The organism is Streptomyces sp. NRRL S-350 (assembly GCF_000719705.1).
Lineage (GTDB): Bacteria > Actinomycetota > Actinomycetes > Streptomycetales > Streptomycetaceae > Kitasatospora.
Window position 1 is genome coordinate 89,343 of the sequence record NZ_JOHO01000001.1, and the last position, 20,377, is coordinate 109,719.

Annotated in this window: 18 protein-coding genes; 10 read left to right on the forward strand and 8 right to left on the reverse strand. The window is 72.0% G+C overall.

The window, feature by feature from the left end:
* The first annotated feature begins 215 nt into the window (after positions 1-215).
* The 9 genes from IF30_RS0100450 to IF30_RS0100490 all read left to right on the forward strand — a co-directional run bounded on the left by IF30_RS0100450 (position 216) and on the right by IF30_RS0100490 (position 10,692).
* Complete coding sequence (locus tag IF30_RS0100450; protein WP_051708997.1) at positions 216-1,340, forward strand: hypothetical protein; 1,125 nt, start codon at positions 216-218, stop codon at positions 1,338-1,340.
* Complete coding sequence (locus tag IF30_RS0100455) at positions 1,337-2,224, forward strand: hypothetical protein (RefSeq protein WP_030230260.1); 888 nt, start codon at positions 1,337-1,339, stop codon at positions 2,222-2,224. Before IF30_RS0100450 ends, IF30_RS0100455 begins: the two co-directional genes overlap by 4 nt.
* On the forward strand, positions 2,221-3,111 hold the full coding sequence (locus IF30_RS0100460; RefSeq protein ID WP_234322527.1) for a hypothetical protein: 891 nt from the start codon (positions 2,221-2,223) through the stop codon (positions 3,109-3,111). Before IF30_RS0100455 ends, IF30_RS0100460 begins: the two co-directional genes overlap by 4 nt.
* Complete coding sequence (locus IF30_RS0100465) at positions 3,108-3,899, forward strand: hypothetical protein (protein WP_030230265.1); 792 nt, start codon at positions 3,108-3,110, stop codon at positions 3,897-3,899. Before IF30_RS0100460 ends, IF30_RS0100465 begins: the two co-directional genes overlap by 4 nt.
* Before the next feature lie 40 nt (positions 3,900-3,939).
* Positions 3,940-4,983, forward strand: coding sequence for a phosphotransferase enzyme family protein (locus IF30_RS0100470; RefSeq protein ID WP_030230268.1), 1,044 nt, complete (start codon positions 3,940-3,942; stop codon positions 4,981-4,983).
* Positions 4,955-7,723 (forward strand): Gfo/Idh/MocA family oxidoreductase, encoded by a 2,769-nt coding sequence (locus tag IF30_RS43085; protein WP_051708948.1) that lies wholly within the window; start codon positions 4,955-4,957, stop codon positions 7,721-7,723. The genes IF30_RS0100470 and IF30_RS43085 overlap by 29 nt, the downstream gene beginning before the upstream one ends.
* 89 nt (positions 7,724-7,812) lie before the next feature.
* Positions 7,813-9,021: a hypothetical protein gene (locus IF30_RS0100480; RefSeq protein WP_051708949.1), complete on the forward strand. Its 1,209-nt coding sequence runs from the start codon at positions 7,813-7,815 to the stop codon at positions 9,019-9,021.
* A 58-nt stretch (positions 9,022-9,079) separates the two neighbouring features.
* The gene (locus tag IF30_RS0100485) at positions 9,080-9,517 is read left to right on the forward strand and encodes an NUDIX domain-containing protein (protein WP_030230273.1); all 438 of its coding nucleotides are present in this window, start codon (positions 9,080-9,082) and stop codon (positions 9,515-9,517) included.
* Positions 9,518-9,759: 242 nt separating this feature from the next.
* The gene (locus IF30_RS0100490; protein ID WP_158834602.1) at positions 9,760-10,692 is read left to right on the forward strand and encodes a hypothetical protein; all 933 of its coding nucleotides are present in this window, start codon (positions 9,760-9,762) and stop codon (positions 10,690-10,692) included.
* Between the two features lie 131 nt (positions 10,693-10,823).
* On the opposite strand, the gene IF30_RS0100495 is transcribed toward IF30_RS0100490, so the two are convergent.
* The 4 genes from IF30_RS0100495 to IF30_RS0100510 form a co-directional block, all read right to left on the reverse strand.
* Positions 10,824-11,342, reverse strand: coding sequence for a hypothetical protein (locus IF30_RS0100495; RefSeq protein WP_158834605.1), 519 nt, complete (start codon positions 11,340-11,342; stop codon positions 10,824-10,826).
* Between the two features lie 416 nt (positions 11,343-11,758).
* On the reverse strand, positions 11,759-12,622 hold the full coding sequence (locus IF30_RS0100500; RefSeq protein WP_158834608.1) for a hypothetical protein: 864 nt from the start codon (positions 12,620-12,622) through the stop codon (positions 11,759-11,761).
* Between the two features lie 92 nt (positions 12,623-12,714).
* A complete protein-coding gene (locus IF30_RS48960; RefSeq protein ID WP_234322528.1) occupies positions 12,715-14,544 on the reverse strand; it encodes a hypothetical protein in 1,830 nt (609 codons plus the stop codon).
* A gap of 98 nt (positions 14,545-14,642) precedes the next feature.
* Positions 14,643-15,758: a hypothetical protein gene (locus tag IF30_RS0100510; protein WP_158834611.1), complete on the reverse strand. Its 1,116-nt coding sequence runs from the start codon at positions 15,756-15,758 to the stop codon at positions 14,643-14,645.
* A 128-nt stretch (positions 15,759-15,886) separates the two neighbouring features.
* Between IF30_RS0100510 and IF30_RS0100515 the strand changes: the two genes are divergently transcribed.
* Positions 15,887-16,387 carry a hypothetical protein gene (locus IF30_RS0100515; protein WP_158834614.1) on the forward strand — a complete coding sequence of 167 codons (501 nt, stop codon included), beginning with the start codon at positions 15,887-15,889 and terminating at the stop codon, positions 16,385-16,387.
* A 33-nt stretch (positions 16,388-16,420) separates the two neighbouring features.
* On the opposite strand, the gene IF30_RS0100520 is transcribed toward IF30_RS0100515, so the two are convergent.
* From IF30_RS0100520 to IF30_RS0100540, 4 genes are all read right to left on the reverse strand, one after another.
* Positions 16,421-17,230 carry a hypothetical protein gene (locus IF30_RS0100520; RefSeq protein WP_158834617.1) on the reverse strand — a complete coding sequence of 270 codons (810 nt, stop codon included), beginning with the start codon at positions 17,228-17,230 and terminating at the stop codon, positions 16,421-16,423.
* A gap of 238 nt (positions 17,231-17,468) precedes the next feature.
* Entirely contained in the window at positions 17,469-18,614 is a 1,146-nt protein-coding gene (locus IF30_RS0100530) for a hypothetical protein (RefSeq protein ID WP_158834620.1), read from the reverse strand.
* A 35-nt stretch (positions 18,615-18,649) separates the two neighbouring features.
* Entirely contained in the window at positions 18,650-19,375 is a 726-nt protein-coding gene (locus IF30_RS0100535; protein WP_030230291.1) for a hypothetical protein, read from the reverse strand.
* Positions 19,376-19,391: 16 nt separating this feature from the next.
* Positions 19,392-20,300, reverse strand: coding sequence for a PhzF family phenazine biosynthesis protein (locus IF30_RS0100540; RefSeq protein ID WP_051708950.1), 909 nt, complete (start codon positions 20,298-20,300; stop codon positions 19,392-19,394).
* Positions 20,301-20,377 lie beyond the last annotated feature (77 nt).

Below are 20,377 nucleotides of genomic sequence, written 5' to 3' on the forward strand. Positions count from 1 at the left end.
CGCTGGCCGCCTCCCATGCCTGGAGCGACGGGTTCCCCGGTCCTGGCGCCATCGACGCCCCCTCACCAGCACGTCACGGTAGGTCAGTTATTCGCCACGAATAGCGACCCCCACAGTACTGGTCGTCGAGCTGGGCGGTGGCTGATCCTGGAGTGCCGCCGGGCAGCAGACCGTTCCGGGGCTTCTGGTACGTCGAGTTGATAGAGGTCAGGCGGATGGTTGACACCGTTTCGCCCGTCGTCGGTGCGGCGGACGGCTGCGGGGTGCGGGGGGACCTGTTGCTGGCGGGACTACGTCTGCGGATCGCCGCGTCGAGTCCGCCGTTGCTGGATTCCGTGGTCGGCGTGCTCGCTCCGGCGTGCGAGGTGGAACTGTCGGCGGCGGGCGAACCCGACTGGACGCTGACGGTCGACCAGGAGGTGCTGCCCGTCGAGGCGGAAGCACCGTTCGAGGGCCGGTTGGTGCTTACCCTCCCGTACGGTGGACGGCAGTTGGCCGTGCTGGATGCCGCCGAGGGAGTGTTCCGGCTGGCTGCGCGCTACCGGCCCGGTGCCGCTCTCGTGGTTCTGGAGGTCGACGCCGCACACCGCTCGACCCGGCTGGTCGTGTCGCCGGGCGATGGGGTGGGGGTGCGGTGGGCGGACTGGCTGGCGCGGGTCTTCTTCGCCTCCCGCCTGCTGGCCTCGGGGTGGCGGATGCTGCACGCCTCGGCGGTGGCCCTCGACGGTGCCGCGTTGGTGTTCCTGGCTGGGCAGCATGGTGGCAAGTCGACCCTGGCTCACCGCGCCGTGCGCGAGAGGGGTGCGTTATTCATGGCCGACGATCTCGTGCTGGTGGGTCCGGGGGGGATGGTGGTGGGTTGGCCGACCAGGGTCGCGGTGCCCGCCGAGCTGCTCGCCGGGCAGCCGCCGGCCGTGGGCCGGGTGGAGCGCACGGTGGTGGCGGGGGTGCCGCGGCAGCGGGCGCTGTTCAGCCCGCCTCAGCACCGCCAGGCCCTGGGGGTCCCCTACTCCGCTCCTGTTCCGCTCGGCGCGGTGGTCGTCGCGCGTCCTGATGCGGCCGGTGCGCGCGGCGTCGGGGCCGGCCCCTTGGCGGCGGGCGAGGTTGAGGAGGCTGTGGCGGAGGCCGCGCGGGTGCCGCAGCAGTTGCTGTATGTCAGTGACGCGCTGGGTCTGATGGGCGGCCCCGGGTTGGCGGAGCAGGCTGCCGGGGCCAGGGGCCTGGCCGGGCTTCTCGCCGGGGTTCCTGCCGCGGTGCTGAGCGTGCCGGTGGAACACCTGGCGACGGCTGATGTGTGGCCTGTACTGGCCCCGGTGGTGCCGTTGGTCGGGCACCGGTGAGCGCCGGGTACCGCTCCTACCGGGTGTCGAGCGCCGGGCGGACGCTCGCGGTGCGGGCAGCCGGCGTGTCGGCGGAGTGGTGGGAACGGATCGTCCCGCACCTGCCCGGCGTCGCGGCAGGAGGCGTCTGCGAGGGCGATGGCGCGGGCACCAGGGCGGTGGTGCTGCCGCCCGGGGTCAGCGGCGGCGATGCGCGGCGGCGGATCAACGCCCACCTGCACCTGCTGCATCTTGCCCACGGGGCGCTGTGCGTGCACGCCGTCGCCCTCCGGCACCCGGGCGGCGCGGCGGTACTGCTGCTGGGCGGGCACGGCGCCGGGAAGTCGCTGGTGGGACTCGCTCTGGCGGGGCGCGGCTGGCAGGTGCTGGCCGGCGACGTGGCGGTCGTGGACTGCCCGCGCGGGCAGGATCGCCCGGCCGTTGTCGGCGGCACCTCCGCCTTCATCGCTCGCCGCGCACCGGCCCGACGCTGGTTTCCTGACCTCCAGCTGCCCGCTGGCGGGCCGGAGCGGCTGGACCTGGGCGCGCACCTCGGCCCGCTGGAGCGGCAGCCGTCGCCCTGGGCGCCGGCCACGGTGGTGGCAGCCGTCCTGGTCGACGTGGACGGCGACCCGCACGCCGGCGACGGCGTGCTGGAGGAGCTCGACTCCCACACCGCGGCGAACGTGTGGTGGCGGGCCAGCGGCCACCTCGTGGACCGGCTCCTGGACGACGGCGAGCAGGTGCTTCGCCGACTTGAGGGCGCAGGCGGTGCCCGGCGCCGACTCGACCGGGTGCGACGGCTCGCCGCGCACCTCCCGCTGCATGCCGCCTGGGGAGCGCCGGAGCCGATCGCCGCCCATGTCGAAGCCCTCGTCCTGACTGCCAGCCCTGGAGGTCGATGATGTCGCAGCGAACCACCGCTCGGCCCCCGCATGCGGGGGCCCGGATCCGGCTCCGCGCGGGCGCAGCGCACCTGCTGCCCGCCGCCGGCGTGCCGGAGGGCATGGTGGCCGGCGCGTTCAGCGTGCTCAGTCCCGGCACCGAGCGGCGCCACCTGACCGGACCAGGCCGGGACGCCGGGTACATGACTCTGGGTCAGACCGGCGAAGCCTGGGTACTGGCCCCGGTGCCGCACGGCGCGGCTTTCGACCCGGCCCACCAGGGCGCGGTACGCACTTCGCCGGGGACCTCGGTGGAGGTGGCCGCCCTGGCCCGCTTCCAGCAGATGGCCCACCTCGGCCTTGACCGGGTACCCGCCGCCGAGCTGGACGGGGCGCTCGTGGTCGGGTCCGGACCGGTCGCGCTCGGCTGTGTGCTGGAGCTGCACCGTCGCGGCGCCACGAACGTGCGGGTGGTGACGTCGCGCCGGCACGCGCCGATCGGCCGTGCCCCCGGCGTCACCTGCGTCGCGCCCGGCGGCCCAGCGACGGGCCGGCTGGTCATCGACGCCGCCGGCGACCCGCTGCGCGCGGCCGCGCTCACCGTGCCCGGCGGCGTCCTGGGGCTGCTGGGCACGCCTGAGGCGACCGCCACGCTGCCGGCCGTCGAGGTGCACCGGGCCGGGTGGACGGTGGTGGGGATGCACGAGCTCGCGGCCCTGAGCACCGATGCCTACCAGGGCGCCTACAGCACCTCGGCCGCGTTCCTCACCGACCGCCTGGCCCCCGAGTTGCTCGCGTCGTGGTGCCGAAGGGTTCCGGGCGTGCGCGCCCCCGAGCTGTACGCGCTGCTCGGCGGCGCGGGCCGCCCGGCGGAGCCGGTCGTCGTCTTCGACTGGCGGACCGCGTGAGCGGGCCGGCGGTCGGCCTGTACAGCATCTCGGTACGCGGCCTGGACGTCCCCGAGCTGCTGGCCTGGGCAGCCGACGAGCAGATCCCGTTCGTGCACCTGCGCGGCGGGCCGCGCGGCGTCGACCTGGCCCGCCGCGACGCCGCGACGCTGGCCCACTGGCGGCACTGCGCCCAGGGATCGGTGCCGGTCACCGGGGTGAGCGCGGATCTGGACCTGGCCGACCTGTTCGATCCGGACGAAGCTGCCCTGGCGGAGGCGGCGCGGGAGCTGGCCGGCCTCGCACGGGCGACCGACGCGCTGGGCGCCGGCTGGGTACGGCTGCTGGCGCGCACCCCGCCCGCCGACGTAGGCACCTTCCGCGGCCGGTCGCTGCCGAGCGTCGCTGTGCCGCTGCTGGCCGAGCTCCACCACCCCGGGTGGCTCACCGAAACGGCGCTTGCCGCGCTGGAGGAACTGCTCGACCGCTCGCCACGGTTCGGGCTCCTGGCCGACACCGCACAGCTCGGTGCCGCCATCGACGAGGCCGGCCAGGGCGCGGCGGCCCGCCTGGAGCGGGTGCTGGCCCGCGCCCGGGTGCTGCACCTGTCGGACAGTGGCCAGGGCCTGGACGGCCCTGGCCCCCGGGCGGTCGCCGAGCTCGCCTCGGCCCGGATCGCCGCTGGGCAGGCGATCGAGGTCGCCGTGGAGTGGACCGGCCAACCCCGCACCCCTGCCGAGTGCCTGACGCGGTATCGGGCGGCGGCAGCGTGGTGGGACCGCGTCCAGCGACACTCCGACGAGCCGTAGAGTGTTCACCCATTCACTTCACGTAGTCAGGAAGGGCGTCATGCCGAACACCGAGACCACCGCCCTCACCACAGCCCTGGAACGCGACTACGGCCTGCCGGGCGCCGCGCTGGAACGCCTGCCGATCGGACAGGTGACCGTCAACTACCGCGCCCAGTGCCCGGACCGGACGGTGCTGTTCGTCAAGCACTACCCCGCCGGTGCCGACCTCGCCGCCGAGAGGTCGGCGATCGCCCAGAGCCGACTCGCGGGCGAGCACAGCGTCCCCGTCGCCACCGTGCGCCCCTCCCGAGCCGGAGAGGCCATCATCGAGCACGACGGCCACGCGATCTCGGTCTGGGAGTGGGTCGAGGGGCGCACCGTCGAGGACGGGCTCAACCCGGCCCAGCAGCGCGCCGCCGGCCGCGCGCTCGGGACGATCCACCACGCGTTCGCCAGCCACCCGGCCGCCGCCAACGCCTCCTCGAAGCTGAAGCGGTGGATGAACCCGGACATCCCGAAGCTGGAAGCGAGCGTCGACAAGCTACTGGGCGTGGTGAACGAGCGGGCGCAGCGCGACACCTTCGACGAGCAGGCGCTGCGCACGCTGACCGAGCGGCGCGCCGTGCTGCACCGCATCCCGGACCTGATCGCCGACCTGCCCCCGCTGACGACCCAGGTCCTGCACGGCGACTACTCCGCGGTGAACCTGCTCTTCGACGGCGACAGCCTCACCGCCGTGCTCGACTTCCTGCCGCCCGACCCCTTCCTGACCGCCTACGAGCTGGGCCGGATCGCCTTCGACCCGCGTGCCGTGGCCCTCCATGAGGACTGGATCACCTCCGGCGTGAGGCTGGTCGGCGCCTACCTGGAGACCAACCCCCACCTGCCGGCCGCCGACGTGCGCGCCTGCGCCCGCGTCGCGCTGCTGCAGCTGGTGACCAGCCTGTACGGGGTCAAGCAGCACTACGTCGAGCCCGGCCTGCTGCAGGACGACCTGGACGGCTTCTGGCTGCTGCGGCACGCGGCCGCGCAGCGCCTGCTCGAGCGCTTGAAGGAGGTGGAGGCCGCGTTGGGTGAAGCGGCCACGCAGCACGGTCGTTGACGGCTCCCGCCCCACCGGCGGGTCGCACCCCAAGGAGTTCCCGATCAGTACAGCAGCTCTGACCGATCCCGGGTCGTGGATAGTCCTGCGCGGCCCGGCCACCCCCAAGGCGGTCCGCGACGCGGCCCTGGCGCTCGCTGAACGTCACCGCCTCGTCTGCCACCCGCGCGGGGACACCGCCCTGGCCCTCGGCACCTCGTCCACCGCCGTGCCGCTGGTAACGGTGCGGTGGCAGGCGCTGGCGCCGCAGCCGCCGCGCACCCTCGGCTTCCAGCTCCCGGCGCCCGCCGCACTCGACATCCTGATCGACTCCGGCCCGGGCGAGGGCGCGCACCTCGCCCGCGAGCTCCACCAGCGCCTGGCCGAGATCGTCCTGCCCTACACGGCCGCCGAGCTGGACGGCATCCGTACCTCCATGCCGCTGGTGGACCGCTACAGCTCCCCGCACCCGGCGTTCAAGGACTGGGCGCTGCTCTTTCGCGACCACTACCTCGAGCACTCCGTCGGCTTCCTGCTGGGCATGGAGCGCGCCGGCATCCCGGCGCAGTGGATCTTCGCCCTCGACAAGGGCGACCGCACCTTCAACCGCGACCGCGTCCACGCCACCTTCCTCGCCCGGGGCTACCGCAGCGACGTCTTGGACAACAGCGCAGTCAACGACCCCGACGCGCACACCGCCGAACTGCAACGTGCCACCGTGGCCATCGACGCGTTCATCGACCAAGCCCACGCGGCCGGCCGCCGCGTCCTGGTGGTGGACGACGGCGGTCTGCTGGCCCGCGGATACGGCGCCACCGGAGCGCCACGCCAGGCCGACGCCGCACTGGAACTGACGGTCAGCGGGATCAAGCGCATCACCGCAGCCGGCCCCCTGGCCATCCCCGTGCTGAACCTGGCCCGCTCCCAGGTCAAGACCCACCTCGGCTACCGGGAGATCGCCGACTCCTGCCTGCGCCGCCTGCGCGCCATCGTGCCCGACCGCAAGTTCATCGGCCGCCACGTCCTGCTCCTGGGCCACGGCACCCTCGGCTCGCGCCTGGCCCCGGCGCTGCGCACCCTCGGCTGCCGGGTGGCGGTCGTCGACACCGACCTGCTCGCGCTGATCGGCGCCGCCGAGGCCGGCTACACCACCCACCGCACCGCCCGCCAAGCCCTCACCGCCGAGGCCCCGTTCCTGGTGATCGGCACCACGGGAGAGGTCGCCCTCACCGAGGACGACCTGGCGCTGCTGCCCGACGAGGTCCTGCTGGCGCCGTTCGCCACCCGCGACTTCTCCGCCCTGACCGAGGGGCCACGCCGACAGGACGCCACCGAGATCCCCGGCATCGGCCTGCGCTTGCCCCTGCCCGGCGGGCGGATGGCCACGCTGCTCGGCAACGGCCGCTCGATGAACCTCTTCGAGGCCGACTCCATCCCCAACCAGGGCTACGACGCCTACCGCGCCGGCACCCTCATCGCCGCCACCGCACTGTGCGCCGACCCTGCCGGCCTGCCCGCCGGCCTCCACACCGCCCCGGCGGACGAGGCCATCACCGCGGCCAGCCTGCTGGACGCCTACTACGACCTCTACATCGCCCCGCCGCCCGCCCGCTCACCCGCGGTGCCCCGCCCAAGGCGCCTTCCAGCCCTGACCCGGGCAGCCGTCGTGGGGTACGGCGTTGCCGGGCGCCTGCACGCCCAGTTCCTCACCGAACTCGGCGCCACCATGGCGATCATCGATCCCAAGCACCAGGACCTGCCCGCCTCACCGCACACCTTCCGCCACGAAGTCGGCGAACTGCCCGCCGCCGTGGCGGCCGACATCGGCGTGTGGTCGATCTGCTGCCCGACCGCCGACCACCTCCCGGTTCTGCGCACCATCCTGGCGCGCAACCCCGCGGCCCGCGTCCTGCTGGAGAAGCCGGCCTGCCAGGGCCACGAGATCGACGCGTTCACCGCCCTGCTGACCGAGCACCCCGACGCCCGCATGATCGTGAACGACCAGTACCGGCACTCCACCGCGGTACGCGCGTTCACCGACCTCGTCGCCCACCTGGAACCCGGGGCACCGATCGACCGTCTCCAGGTCGTCTTCACCAAGGACCGCGGCCCCGACAGCGCCGCAGGACGCTTCGTCGACCGCACCTACGGGGTGCTCGGATACGAGTGGCTGCACATGCTCGCCGTCCTGCGCCAGATCCTGCCCCCGCGCACCTGGGACGCGTATCTGGCCACCGACCCGGCCGCCGCGGACACCGAACCGACCTGGGACGCACGCCTGTTCGTTCCTGCCCTGACCGAGCGCACCACCCTTCCCTCTGAACAGGGCAGCACCGTCCGGCTCTCGCTGACCTCTTCCATCCTCGGTCCCTGTCCCGCTGACGACACCACGCCCTCGCCCCGACCGCCTTGGCGCCAGGGCCTGCGCACGGCCGACGACCGGTACCGGCACGTCACGGCCCACGCCGGAGCAACCCGGTTCACCCTGCACCTCGACCCGGTCACCGCCCCCGGCGGCTGGCAACTTGAGCGCAACCACCACCGCATCACCGCCGTCCGCGACGGCCGGATCGTTCACGACGAGGCCTTGCACGACTCGCCCCTGAAGACGTCCGTCCACCACGCGGTCACCGCACTGCTCGCCGACACGCCACCGCCTGCACCCGACCTGGCCCCGCTGCGGCGCATCGCCGCTCTCGCGGAAACACTGCGCTCCCGGGCGCCCCAGCACCTTGCGGCCTCGCGTCCGGCCACCGCGTAGACGTCCCGCCGCCTCAGTGCCGGCCGGGCGACGAGTCCCTGCCCGTCCGCCAGCCCGTGCCGCCGTGGAACCGCTCGGAAGGAGTTCCTGTGCTCCACACGCTCACCGTTGCCGCTGGCCACCGGACGGTGACCATCCGGTCCGACACCCGGACCGTGACCGACTGGGCCGAGCGCTACTTCGGCTCCTCCTGGACAGCCACGCCCGGCACGGGCGGCACCGGCCCTCTGGTCACCGCCACCGACGATCCCCACCGCAGCCGCAGTACAGCGGAAGTTCCTGACCCGGCCGACCTGACCGAGGAGGCCGTCTTCGCCCGCGAGCGAATCCGCTACACCCGCCATCCCAACGGCGCGGTGACCGCCCGGACCCTGACCACCCCCGTCCTGCACTACCGCTACACCCCCGCCGAACAGCGCCTCGACATCGCCGCGAGCAGCCCTCTCGCACCCACCGCCGCCTCCGACCGGCCCACCCGGCTGGCGACGTCCGTCACCCGCTTCACCCGCGAACTCATGCGCGCCCAGCTCATCGCCGACGGCTGGGTCCTCCTCCACGCCTCCGCCACCGTCCTCGCCAACGGCACCGCCGTCCTGGCCCTCGGAGACTCCGGCGCCGGCAAGACCACCACCGCCCTCACCCTCGCCACCGACGGCTGCGCGCTCCTGGCCAACGACTGCTGCTTCGCCCGGCTCAACACCGCAGGGGAACTCGTTCTCCTGCCGTGGCCGTCGGCGGCCGCCATCGGCCTCGGTCTCCTCGAGGCGCTCGCCTGGACCGGCATCGCCGGGGCTCACCTCGCCGACGGCGAGTCACCGCACCCCACCCAGCACCAGCAGGTCACCGAAGCCCTGATCGCCGGACACCCCTCGCCCATGCGGACGCAGGCGGGTCGCGAGCTCAAGGCCCACATCTGGCCCGAGCAGCTCTCCCGCTGGTTCCACCTGACGCAGGCCACCACCGCGGTGGCGACCGCCGCCCTCCTGCCCCGCGTCAATCCGTCCGCCGGTGGCGCACCGCGGATCAGTACGGAGCGCGGTACCGGGATCACCCCCTCCGTCTTCGTCACCTCCGACGGGGCCGAGCGCTACCCGGACCTGTTCGGGTTCACCGACGGAAGCACCAATGGCAACTCCGCAGCCCGTTCCGCCGTGATCACACACCTGAACACTCTGCCCAGGTACGCCGTCGACCTCGGTCACGACCATGCGGCGAACACCAGCTTCCTCATGACGCTGGCTTCCCACCTCGCGCCACACCCACGCTCGCGCGGAGAAGCTCCTGCCGCCGACCGATGACCACAACTCGCCTCAGACCACGAACTGACCCACCACAACCCCCAGGAAGAAGCCACCCATGAAGGAGCGCGTCCGCGCCATCCTGCTCACCGCCGTCGGCACCATGCTGGTGATCAACCGCATCCGCCCCGGCATCCCTGCCTACCAGGTCCTCGTCGGCGGCGGCGTCGAGCCCGAGGACGCCAGCCTGGAGACCGCACTGCTGCGGGAGATCCGCGAGGAGATCGCCGGCGAAGCCGTCGACCTGCGCCCGTTCTGCCAGCTGGAGACCGACAAGGGCGAGACCGAGCACGTCTACCTCGCCCGAATCGCCGTCTGGAACTTCGACGACCGCACCGGCCCGGAGTTCTCCCGCGACGACCGCGGCGAGTACCTGCTCGAGGAGGTCCCGCTCACCGTCGAGGCCGTCGAAGCACTGAACCTGCTGCCGCCCCAGATCAAGGACGAGCTGCTCAACGCGATCCGCGCAGGAACCCTCACCACCCCCGTGGCGTAGCCCGCCAACGCCATGACGGGGACGACCGTGCGGCTCGGCGAGACCAGCAAGCTCGTCGTACCGCGGGCAACCGAGGCTGCCCGCGGTACGACAGACTGGCCCGCGGGGGTCCGACACCCCACTGAGCTCGGCTCCCCCCGGTGCTGCTCCTCATCCTCGGAGTAGACCGTTCCCGAGAGTGGGGTGAGGCCGGCCGCGACGACCCGCTCCGTGAGCCGAAACTGGTGCGGTTGAATGGGTACATGACCGCCGAGGCCGCCGAGATGACCCGTGCAATCACCGTGGCCGCTGAGGTGCGCGCAGCCATCCCCGATCCCCACTGGAACAAGCTCTGTGCGGCATTCGAGTTCGCTCCCTACCAACGCTGCACCGAGTGCGGCAAGACGATCGACCTGCGCGTCGAAGCTGCCAACCTGATCGTCTGCACGCTGACCGACACGGACGGCCGCGCCAGCTACCTCCTGGCCCATCTGCTGTGCGCGCCCTCACAGGCCACCGCCCTGACCAGCGTGGAGCGCGATCGCGCCGACGAGCGATGGTTCGGCCAGCCGGTCGGGCACGGGTTCTCGTTCTTCGAGGCAGTCCCCATGAGCGACGGCGGCGAGCGGCTGGTGCTCCTCGTCGAACTCCAGACGACCGACGTCGTTTTCAGTGAGAGCGCCGGAGGCGAGCTCACTGCCCGAAGCGGCGTCCTTGAAGCCCTGACCGGAGAAGACGGCTTCGCATACCTGGCAGTCGAGACCGGCCTGACGGACCTGCCGCGAGTACCGGATTGGAAGATCCTCCTCACACCGGAGGGCGATCTGAGTGCGATCCTCGGGGTACCTGGCCGGAACTCCGTCTCCAGCGGCGGAGTCTTCCTTGCATCAGGCGGCGCGGGCGAACCCGACCCCGTCCTTGCAGGACGTCTGACCGATGGGAGCAACGTGATCCTCTTGGTCGTGCCCCCCGCGACGTTCGGACTGCCCGAGATCCCGGAGTACTCCGAGGACCCAGCTGACCTGACGCCGGCCGTACTGACCAGTTTGATCATGAATGCCGCCGGCCTGGCGGCGAGGGAGGACCCGGCCGTTCCGCTGACCGACCGGAAGGTGTTCCATCGCGCGCTTGCCGACAGAAGGATCGTCGGAGGTCAGGTCGAGATCTCTCGTCCTGACCTCCCCGGAATTTCCTGAGTGCCGCAGTGCGTCCGGACCCCAGCAACCCGCATCGGAGGACGGGGGATGACTCTCCTCACCAGACTTCAACCGCCTGCCACGCACGCTGTCGGTCGTCTCCGCCCCCACGTGGAGTCCGCTCCTCGCGGCTAGATCGCCATGGACGTGCCGTCATCGGGATCGTCGAGCCACTCAACGGTCAGCGCCACACGCCAGGCTTCCGCCATCTCGGACATCAGGCGTTCACCGAACTCGACCGTCTCGAAGTGGTTGATCTTCTGGGCCTGCTGCGCGCCCTGTTCGGCCATCACCCGCTTGAGCTCATCCAGCAACCCCGGGACCTGGTCGTCCCTGAGCCCCTTAGCGCGGCCCGATCGGATGGTGTGGACCGCCACACCGTAGACGGCCATCTTCGCCTTCAGATCGGGCGGGGTGACATCGTTGGCGCGCAGCGTTGTATTGCCGATCTCCAACTGCATCAGCGCCTGGTCCTCCCACAGCCGCAGCAGCTGGTGCGGTGAAAGGACCTCCTGACCAGCGAGCAGGAGCGCGCCGTCGAAGGTGACCTTGGTCGTGCCGTCCTGTTCCACCGTCCAGGAGCACTGGGATCCCGTGGCCGACACGGTACGGGGGGCGGACTCGGCAGGCAGACGAGCTGATCGTGTCATGCGTTCATTTTGCACGCATGTCCCCACGCCCATCCCCCAATCGGCCGTGATGCCAGGCGAAATCGTCTTGGCCTCTGGTGCGTTTGGCTGCCGAGCAGTACGGCTCAGGGTGGACAGTCGCGGCGCGGGCGCGCACCTCGGCGACGGCCTCGCGCTGGGCCCGGTCGGCAGGGATCAGCGAAGGACTCACGGGCAACGCACTTCGGTGAGGCACACCGTCCACGATGGGGTACAGGCTCACACCGACAGAGGAGTGGCCGAACAGAGAAATGGCCGCAGGCCATCCGGTGTTCCGCGAGCCTCGGCTGTCCCACGGCGGTGACCAAACGGTGCGGGCCGGCCACTGGAACGTGAGGCGGCAGTGACCACCCCGACAGGTGAGGCCATGCCCGTATTCTCCTGTTCCTGGGGTCGGATCAGCGCTTCCGCTTCGGCCGACGCTTGGGCTGGACTCGCTTGCCCACGGGCCGGACCATGGGAGTCGTCGTCCTGGTGTTGGTAGCCGCCGTGGCCTGCAGGATGGTAAGGAGCTTGGCCTTCAGCTCTTGGCGCTGTTCGGGGGTGGTCGCGTCCGTCGGCGTCTCGAGGAGGTGGGTCTTGAGGACGGCGAGCATGTCCCACTCCCATGGGCCGCGTTGCCGAGGAGCGGGGATGAGGCGGGCGTAGTCCTCGTCGTACAAGTCGGCGAGCAGGGCGAGGGCGTCGGCGTCGCTGATCTTATTGACCTGTTCGCGGTCCGGGGCGCCGGTGGCGGTGCTCTCCGCCTGACGGGCCTGTTGCAGCAGCATCAGCCGGATGTTCTCCAGGGTAGCCATGCGGCCGCCGGCCCCGCCGCACAGCCATGCCGCTGCTGCCGCTGCGATGACGAAGTCGACGGGGCCGCCGTCTTTGCCACCGGAGAGGTCCATCGGCTCTGTGCCTGAGGGGAACTCGGCGATCTTGGCCAGTCCCTGCGTGCGGTACTTCTCGGGCGTGAGCCGTTCGACGATGTCACGAGCGCCTTCGGCCACCACCTCGTTGGGCAGGGGGCCTCGCTCCTCGATGGCGGTGAAGGCGTCGTTGACGATCCGCAGGGCTTCCTTGGTGGCGAACTCGTAGCGGGGCATCGGGTATGCGGCCCGGCCGGGATCGTCGTCCCAACTGCCGATGCGCTCGACCAGGGCTGCGAACGTGTCCGGCTCTTCGTCGATCAACGCGATGATGGCGCGCATGGCCATGCCGCTCATGCGGCCCATCCGCTCGACGATCGGTCGTGGAAGCTGGCCCATCAGATCGTTCACGTTTCCGCCCCCCCTGGTGGCGTCGGCTGGCACGGGCCGACGCTATCAGTGGCCGGCCGGGCACATCCCGTGGATGACGGAAGTGATCTTGGCTATCGCATGGGCTGCACGGTCTGGAGGATGACGGACAGCGTCGTCCAGTCCACGGCATGGGGACCGTCGGGGCGCAGGAGGTCGGCGAGGCGGGCGACTTCCACGTGGGTGCGCTCCGTCTCCTCGGCGTTGCCGTGGCTGGTGGTGTCGGCCCGTAGCTGCGCGAGCTCGTGGGCGCTGAGTTCGACGGCGTATGCGGTCAGGGTGTGGGCGGACAGGGTGCCGGCCGCCTGGCGGGTGCCGACGAGGTGGAGTCGGGCCGGGGAGAGGGGCAGGCCGGTCTCCTCGGTGAACTCCGCCGCTGCCGTGAGCCGGGGGTCGCCGGGCTTGGCGCTGGATCCTCCGGGGACTTCGCGGATGTAGGCGTCCGGGGTGCGGGCGGGGGAGCGGAACTCGCGGACGAGCACGACCTCGGTGTCGCCCCAGCGGGCCGCGGGCCGGTAGGCGACGACGCTGGTGATGTCGGGCCTGCCCAGGACGACTTCGTTGTCCTTCACGCGGTCCTCGGCCGCGACGTGGATGCGGGCGGCGTACGCCCAGAGCAGGACGTGGGACCGGTGGGGGCCGACGCGGAAGGTCCAGGAGATCCGGCCGCCGAGCAGAGTGTTGCCGGCGTGCTCCTGGGCGGCGAGCCAGGCGCGGAAGGAAGGGGTTCGCCATAGCAGGAGCGGGACATCGCGCTGTCCGCCGCCGCGAGGGGCGCCGGGGCCGATGCGGTCCAGGGCCAGGGTGATGGCCTGGGGCAGGGTCTCGGCGGTGGGGACTTTGAGATTCTCGGCGAGGAGGTGCAGACGTCGGCTGGCGGCGTCTGTGCCGTCGGGGCAGCTGAGGACGGATCGGCCGTCATCCAGGTCGTGTTCGGGCCAGCCTTCGGCCGCCGGGCCGGACTGGGGGTACCAGTGGACGATCTCGTCGGCACGGGCGCGCTGCGTGCGGTCCCATGCCAACCGGCTCTCGGCGTCCAGGTGGGGGGTGCCGCCGCGGGGGTGGGGGAGGAGCACGACGAGGGTGCCGGGCCGGCGCCACTGGAGGGTCGCTTCGTTGAGGGCCAGTCGGGACGACTCCGGATCGAGTGGGGCGCCGGTCAGGTAGAGGCTGGCTGTGTAGATCTCGGGCGGCTCCTCCCCGGCGTAGACGGGCTGCACGTCGCTGGGGGCACTCACGGGCACTCGGTGTTTCCTTCCGGTGCTCAGGTTCCGCTCGCGAGCGGGATCGGCGCCGCCACGGGGGCCCAGGTGATGGTCTTCTTCACCGGATCGGCCCTGACGTCGACGAGTTCGATGGCGTCGACGCGCAGGGGGGGCGTGGCTGGGGCGGACGCGGCGCAGCCGGCGGTGGATCTGGTGGTAGTGATCCAGGGTGACCTCGTCAGTGGCGTACGACTCGGTCAGGTGCAGGACGCCGGTCTCGTAGACGGTGGCCTCCTTGCCGAGGACCGTCTCGAACGCGCGGGTGGTGGCGGTGCGCAGCGCGTTCAGCGGCTTGTCGGGGCCGAGGTCGAAGATGATGCCGGTTCCGTAGGCCAGGGGGCTGCCGACGGTGATGGTGAAGGGCTCGATGGTGAGCATCTGCCGGGTCAGCTCGGCGGCCAGGGTCTGGCGCTCTTCGGCGGGGACGTCGGCGGCCGGCTTCTGGGACAGCTGGTAGAGCGTGATGTGCAGCCACTGGTCGCCGACGTGGGTGAGGGGGTCGTCCGCGGTTGCGGCGCGTACGCCGTGCACGAGGTCGGCGAGTTCCGGGTTCCGGCCGAGGTCCACGGTCACGTACGCGTGGAGCAGGGACCCCTTCTCCCAGGATTCTCGGCCCTGTTGGAAGACGAACGGCTTCATGCGAGGCACGGTATCGCTTCGGCCGTGGACGCGGAGACGAGATGGGGAAGTCCGTGCCGCCTCCAGCTGCTGGCGTCCGCCGAAGGGCGTCCGCTGCTTCAGGCTTCTGCGTCCACCGCCATGTCCTGGCGGTAGGCGTGACGGACGTACTCGCGGGGGCGGTCATACCAGCGGGCCTGGTGGCAGTCCGCCCGCGACGCGTCGGGCTGGGTGCGGTCCCATTCCAGCAGGCGCCTTGCGGACTGGTCGGCGAGGGCCGCGAGTTCACCCGGGGGTGGGTCCGGCCACAGCAGCGCGACGCGGTCGTCGAGGGCGGCACGGTGCAGCCGGTAGGCCCGCTCCTGCCGGGGTGGTCCGGTGGAGCCGGCCTGCCGGTGGTGCAGGAGCGCGGCAGCGAGAAGGTCGACGTGCTCGCTCTGGTCGGCCAGGGGCCGGGCGCCGCGGTAGGGGCCGTGCGCGGGGCGGTGGTGCCAGATCGTGCGGGTGGCCTCCCACTGGGCGAGGGCGGGGATGCGGTCGCCGAGCACGGTGCCCTCGTCGGCGTGGGCGGCCAGGACCTGGCGGGCGATCCCGGCGGTGAACAGCGCGGCGGCTTGCTGGTCGGCGTCCCCGGCGGCGAGGGCGCTGAGGTGCTGTGCGGTCTCGATGTACCGCGTCGGGGTGTCCGCGTCCCGGGTGAGCGCGGCCAGCGCGGTGCGCAGGTCGGTGAGGCGGGAGGCCGGCCGGTCCAGGCCCAGGCCAAGGAGGGCGTTCCCGTCGCCGGTGTCCAGGCCGTCCTCGCGGGCGCTGTCCACGATCGCCGCGGCGATCAGGTCGCCGGCCCAGGCTCCGTAGGCGGCGGCGTCGTGGGCGCGCGCGGTCCACGCGGACGGGTAGGCGGTGACGTGCCACAGCACCAGACCCCCGGCCCACGTCCGGGCGGCATCCCACACGGTGGCGAAGCGGGCCTGCTCCATGCACGCGGTGATCTGCGGCGGGGTGGACGCATCTGCCAGGCCGGATATGAGGTGGCTCCACCGGTCCGGTGGAGCTGCGGCGCCGTCCGGCCCGGCGGCGTCCCGCCGCCGGGCGTGCCGGATGTTCGCCGTGGCCAACGTGGCCGTGGCCAGGCCGCCGAGGGCCAGGCCGGCCTTCACCGGGCCGACCGTCCAGAACAACACGGCCGCGACAACGGCCGTAGTTCCTACGGCGGCCCAAATGAGGTTCTTCCGCATGGCGTGGAAGTCTGCCAGGTCCGTCGCGGACACCCGGCCGAAATCCGTCGGTCCCCTGGTACGCCACCGACCAGGCTGGCACAGTGGCCGTGGCGATCAACGAGGCAGCGAAGGGGAGGGGCCCGCGGATGCGGTGGACCATGAAGCGGCGCAGGACGAGGATGTACGAGGAGCAGGTCCGCGCCGCCGCATGGCGGGTCCACCTGACGCTCGCCACCCGCACCACCTGCAGCGCGGGCTCCGCCGAGCCGGACAGCGTCGTTGGCGCGACCGTCGAGCACAGCATCCACATCGAGGAAGCCCTCTCCGGGCTGCTGAACGTCTTGGGCCCGAACCACCCGCTGACCGTTCTGATCTTCGAGGCGAACCGCGCCTGTGTGGACGTGTGCCTGCTCCACGAGAGCTGGGCAACCTACTGCGCCGAGCAGGCGCCGCCGGACGCCAGCGAGACCGTCCTCGCACTGGACCGCGAATTCCCCGATCCGGCCCGCGTGCGGGCCTGGAACCGCTACAGCACAGCACGGCACCGCACCGATGCGCTGGCCGAACGGCTGGCAGCCCTGGAGCCGCACCTTGCGGCCGTCACCGGACGGGACCTCTCTGATCGCCTCCTGCCCGGCGCGGCCTGAACATCCGGCACGCCGGAGCATCAGCAACGGTGGCTACTGGCGTTCGTGCAGCACCAAGCGGCGCAGTTCCGCAGCAGCGAACTCGACCGCGAGCAACTCCCAGTATCCGCCGCTCCGCCCTGAATCGGTGCGGCGGAGGAGGACGTCGAGGCTCGCCGGGATCTCCCCGGACATCGGGGACTCGTCCTGATCCAGCTGTCCAGCGTCCGACTGCTGCTCGCCATGGCCCTGCGCCCGCTCGTGGGCGGCGCGAATCCGCGCGGTCCGCAACAGGGTTTCCACCGCCTCGTAAGTGCCGGTCACGGCCTCGCGATCGTCCTGAGCGTGGTGCAGGAGCAGCCGCAGGTCGAAGATCACCTGAATGGTCACGTCGTTGACCGAGACACTCGGGTCCTGGATGAACTCGGCCGACGACGGCTCCCCTTCGGCATCACTGGCATGCTGCGCCCAAGCCACCAGCTGGTACCACCGCCAGTGCTTCTGCTCGTTGGGCTCTGTGCCGTAGGGCGCGGGCAGGTCCGGAAATCGCGGCCCGGTGTGGGGGTTGACCCACCCGCACCGGCATCCGGCCGTCAAGGTGCCGCTGCTGTCCCACCACACGGCGTGGGCGGCGGCATCGCCGTCGAGGACTTCTTCGGTGCCGTCAGCGGCAGTGCGGTGGATCCGCAGCTCGTGTGCTTCGCCTACTGCGCCAGATTCCCCGACCGGTGCATCTGACAGCGGGGGGTTGTTTCGGTTCTTCGCCTGGAGCAGGAGGCCGTGCGCCTCGGTGACATGGATGTCGCGTTCCTTGGCGATGCGGCGTGCTTTGGCCTTGCGGTCGTTGCTCCCGCGCTTGGTCATGACCGGCTCCAACGGGCGGGGTGCCCACGCCGTCCCGCCCTGAAGTCCGCGTGTGGTCAGAGCGAAGCATCATGGGCCCTCGCCGGACACCGGTCCGGGTGCCGGACCGTATCCGGCGAGCCTTCGACCCTGTGCCGGGCGGTGCGGCGTGGGCGCGGCGCACGGCGGTCTCGGCGCGTGCATGTCCTGCGCCGCGCCCAACGTAGCGCACGGACATGCGACGGGGGAGTTGTCGGGTTCAAGCTCCGGTGGTGCACCGCGCGATCAGGCCGGGCAGGTCGTCCTCGCTGAGCGCGAGGTGGTGGGTCGGGTCGGCATCGTGGAGACGCCGGGTGAGGACGACCTCATACAGGTCGGCGCGCTGGTCGTCCGCGTAGTGCTCGGTCAACTGGTACCAGTGCAGCAATACCCGCCAGGTGAACCGTTGCGGGGCGGGTCTGGCCTGCCAGTCCAACTCGAGATGGTGATGGCGGTGGGCGCCGGCGACGGCGCGGCGCAGGTGGTCCGGCACGACCTCGGGGTTGCTGGCCCGGTCGAGGAGTTCCTGGAGGTCCTCGGCGCAGGTCTTGGCCGGCGGGAGAGGATCGGTCCACCCCGGGGGAGGGCCGTCCTTGAGGGTTCCTTCGAGACGGCGCGGCCAGCGCAGGTCTGCGCATGCCTCCACCTGGTCGGCGTCGATGTCCTCGGTTCCTTCGACGTCGTCGAGGTCGACCACGTACCCGGCCGGCCCGTCGACCGTCTCGCTCGTGTCATCGAAGTACCAGCCGGCGTTCCGTACGTACCCGCGGTGCCCGGCGAGGGCCCCGGCGGTGACCTTGACCCGGTCGTGGGTGTGGTGGCCCTGGGTCGCGGTGATGATCTGCCCTTGGACGACGCCCGCCGCCCAGTGGATGCAGACCTCCAGGGCAGGGTCGGGCAGGCCGCTGGCGATGCCCCGGCTCATGCCGCCCCACCGGGGCTCCGGTGCGTCCGGTACCCAGCCGTCTCGGGCGCCGTGCGAGAGGGCGGGCTGGAGGAAGGCGGACTTCACCGGGGCGCTGGGGTCCCAGGTCCGGGTCAGCCACCGCCAGCACTCGGTCACCGGGTCGCCGGGCGTCGCGGTGCGGGACAGGTCGTGGCCGGCGCGGGGCAGGACGGTGGTGACCAGTTCGGTCACCCGTAGGTCGTCGTGCAGTTGCCACAGCACCGCCGGCCAGCCGATCGCGTCGACCGGCCGGCGCTCGCGCAGGTGCAGGGCGTAGAGGACCGTGGCGACGATGCCGCGCATCGCCACGTCGTCCCAGCACTGCTCGTCCATCCCTCCGGGCCGGTCGGCCGCGGTGGCGTCGCTCGCGCGCCGTACGGCCTCGCCCCACGGATCGGGTGCCGGTGAGCGAGGGTGCATGGGCTGGCTCCTGCTGGTCGGGGCGGTCCGCGGACCTAGAAGACGAACTCTCCGAACTTACCGGCTCGCTCAGCGAGTTCAAGGCGGGCCGCTTGCGGGTCGGCGATGATGTCCGAACGCCCGTACAGCCAGGTGACCAGTGCGGCTGCCGCGTGCACGGTGGCCACCGGCTGGCCGGTCAGCTGCTCGGCGATGACATCGGTGATCTTGAGGCGGCTGGCGGCGAGCGCTTCGAGCTGGTCGAGCGCGGCCTCCCAGTGCTTCGGCGGACACAGGATCCCGAGGAGGGGCCGGGCTCCGGACTGCCACACGGCGGGGTCCAGGGTCACGGTGTCCAGGTGCCGCAGGCCTTCGGCGGCGAGGTGGTCGACGACACCGGCAACCTGCGAGCGCGGCACCCAGCTGGAGAGCACTTCGGCCACCTGCTCCGCTGGGCTGCCGGCCATGGCCTGAGTCTGCGCCAGAAGGCGATCGGCCTCGATCCGCGCCGCGTGGTCCTCGTCGCTCTCGCCCGGCTTCTGCGGGGCGAACAGGTCCTCTGGCAGGCCGTCCGCGCCGTCCAACGCGCCCTCCAGATACGACAGAAGGATCATCCACGCGTGCACCTGCTTGCCGATCTCCCGGCGCGTGTACGAGGACAGCCGTCCGCCGCCCATGTCGTCCATCGACACCGGCCCGGACGGCTCCGGAGCCAGCTCCCGTCCCCGCCCCGCCGCCTGATCCTTCACACGCTGCGCCCGCAGCCGCTTGCCCTTGCCCACGTCGTGCTCCCCCTCGTTACGCAGTTCCGGTGCGATCGCCTGGCTTCGCGGCGGTACCGCCGGTGCCGGGAAGCCACAGGCGACCGGAGCCGATGAGACAGACTCCACCGCCGACGTCGATCGACTGGACGTCATTGTGGTCGGCCACCACCTGGGCGTACAAGGTGGATGGCCGGTTCACGGACTCGCCCTGGCTGAGTGTGAGCTGGACGCCGGAGGCCAGAAGCCCGTGCCGTACGAGGTGCGCGGCGAGCGGGCCGGCCGCCGACCCGCACGCGGGATCTTCGGGAACGCGGTCGTAGGGGGAGAACATGCGGGTGACCACGGTGCCCGGGCCGGTGAGAGCGAAGACGTTGATGCGGGCCCGGCCCGGGCCGGCAGCGCGGCCCAGAGCAGGGAAGTCGGGGACGACCGCGCGCACGGCCTCGGGGGAGTCGGCCATCACGTACAGGTGCGGGATCCCCGCGTCGTACAGGGTGACGGGCAGCAGGCTCTGCTGGAGGCCGAGCACGGCGAGCAGCTCGGCGGCCTGTTCCTGTGGGACGGGTGAGACTTTCGGGAGGGGCTGGCGCATCCATGCGGTGTACCGGTCCCTGCCCAGGCGGCGGGTGGTGACCGGCACGACACCGACGTTCGTCTCGATGCGCAGCGTGGTCTCCTCGGCGCCCTGGTGCTGGGCCAGGACGGCGGCCGTGCCGAGCAGCGGGTGGCCGGCGAAGTCCACCTCGGTCACGGTGGAGTACAGCTTCGCCCGGACGTCGCCGCCTGCCTCGGCGGGGCGCAGAAAGACGGTCTCGGAGAGGTTCATCTCCAGGGCGATGGCCTGCATCAGGGCCGGTCCGACCGCCACGGTGTCGGTGAACACGGCGAGCTGGTTGCCCCCGAGCGCGGTGTCGGTGAACACGTCGGCGAGGTTGTAGTGCACGAGCGCCCCCAGTGTCGGGTCGAGGAGAGCGGGCCATCGCGATCCCGCCTCTGGAACTGGCACGAGCCTCGGGTCCG

Excerpts from the sequence above, each read along its gene's own strand:
- IF30_RS48960 (WP_234322528.1), bottom strand. The coding sequence starts at position 14,544 with ATGAAGCCGTTCGTCTTCCAACAGGGCCGAGAATCCTGGGAGAAGGGG.
- IF30_RS0100485 (WP_030230273.1), top strand. The coding sequence starts at position 9,080 with ATGAAGGAGCGCGTCCGCGCCATCCTGCTCACCGCCGTCGGCACCATG.
- IF30_RS0100495 (WP_158834605.1), bottom strand. The coding sequence starts at position 11,342 with ATGACACGATCAGCTCGTCTGCCTGCCGAGTCCGCCCCCCGTACCGTG.
- IF30_RS0100460 (WP_234322527.1), top strand. The coding sequence starts at position 2,221 with ATGATGTCGCAGCGAACCACCGCTCGGCCCCCGCATGCGGGGGCCCGG.
- IF30_RS0100515 (WP_158834614.1), top strand. The coding sequence starts at position 15,887 with ATGCGGTGGACCATGAAGCGGCGCAGGACGAGGATGTACGAGGAGCAG.
- IF30_RS0100450 (WP_051708997.1), top strand. The coding sequence starts at position 216 with ATGGTTGACACCGTTTCGCCCGTCGTCGGTGCGGCGGACGGCTGCGGG.
- IF30_RS0100530 (WP_158834620.1), bottom strand. The coding sequence starts at position 18,614 with ATGCACCCTCGCTCACCGGCACCCGATCCGTGGGGCGAGGCCGTACGG.
- IF30_RS0100510 (WP_158834611.1), bottom strand. The coding sequence starts at position 15,758 with ATGCGGAAGAACCTCATTTGGGCCGCCGTAGGAACTACGGCCGTTGTC.
- IF30_RS0100520 (WP_158834617.1), bottom strand. The coding sequence starts at position 17,230 with ATGACCAAGCGCGGGAGCAACGACCGCAAGGCCAAAGCACGCCGCATC.
- IF30_RS0100470 (WP_030230268.1), top strand. The coding sequence starts at position 3,940 with ATGCCGAACACCGAGACCACCGCCCTCACCACAGCCCTGGAACGCGAC.
- IF30_RS0100490 (WP_158834602.1), top strand. The coding sequence starts at position 9,760 with ATGACCGCCGAGGCCGCCGAGATGACCCGTGCAATCACCGTGGCCGCT.